This window comes from Pelorhabdus rhamnosifermentans (assembly GCF_018835585.1).
GTDB classification, from domain to species: Bacteria; Bacillota; Negativicutes; order UMGS1260; family UMGS1260; genus Pelorhabdus; species Pelorhabdus rhamnosifermentans.
In genome coordinates this window covers 1-1,020 of record NZ_JAHGVE010000070.1, presented here as the reverse complement: position 1 = coordinate 1,020, position 1,020 = coordinate 1, and the positions used below count along the sequence as shown (strand labels likewise).

Below are 1,020 nucleotides of genomic sequence, written 5' to 3'. Positions count from 1 at the left end.
TAGTTAGATGTTGTAGACCCGAAACCGCAGTGATCTATCCATGGCCAGGTTGAAGCGCAGGTAAAATTGCGTGGAGGACCGAACTCGTGAGCGTTGAAAAGCTTTGAGATGAGTTGTGGATAGGGGTGAAATGCCAATCGAACGCGGAGATAGCTGGTTCTCCCCGAAATAGCTTTAGGGCTAGCCTCAAGTGTTAAGTATAGACGGTAGAGCTCTGGTTGGGCTAAGGGCCATATAGGTTACTGAACCCTGTCAAACTGCGAATGGCTATACTTTAAAGCTTGGGAGTCAGACTACGAGTGATAAGACCCGTTGTCAAAAGGGAAACAGCCCAGACCATCAGCTAAGGTCCCCAATGCCGTACTAAGTGGCAAAGGATGTAGAACTTCATAAACAACCAGGATGTTGGCTCAGAAGCAGCCACCATTTAAAGAGTGCGTAATAGCTCACTGGTCGAGAGGCTCTGCGCCGAAGATTTCCGGGGCTCAAGTACGGAACCGAAGCTATGGCTTTATATCGTTAGATATAAGGGGTAGGGGAGCGTTCTTATCGGGTAGAAGCAGTACCGTAAGGAGCTGTGGACTGATAAGAAGTGAGAATGCCGGTATGAGTAGCGAAAAGACAAGTGAGAATCTTGTCCACCGAAAGCCTAAGGATTCCTGAGGAAGGCTCGTCCGCTCAGGGTAAGTCGGGACCTAAGCCGAGGCTTGTATGCGTAGGCGATGGACAACAGGTTGATATTCCTGTACCACCAGAAGTCGTTTGAGTGAAGGAGTGACACAGGAGGGTAGGTTACGCGCGAGGATGGAAAATCGCGTCTAAGCTTGTAGGGTGTTATCGAGGGAAATCCCGGTAACGTGAAGCCTGAGAAGTGACGGATAGCTGTAAGAGATTACGGCGAATGAGCTGACCCCACACTGTCAAGAAAAGCTTCTAGCGAGATAACTGGTGCCCGTACCGCAAACCGACACAGGTAGGCGGGAAGAGAATTCTAAGGTGCGCGGGAAAACCCTTGTTAAG

1 rRNA gene is annotated in these 1,020 nt (G+C 49.8%); it reads left to right on the top strand.

Annotated features, from left to right (window positions below):
• A 23S ribosomal RNA gene (locus tag Ga0466249_RS25760) occupies positions 1–1,020 on the top strand; the annotation flags it as partial.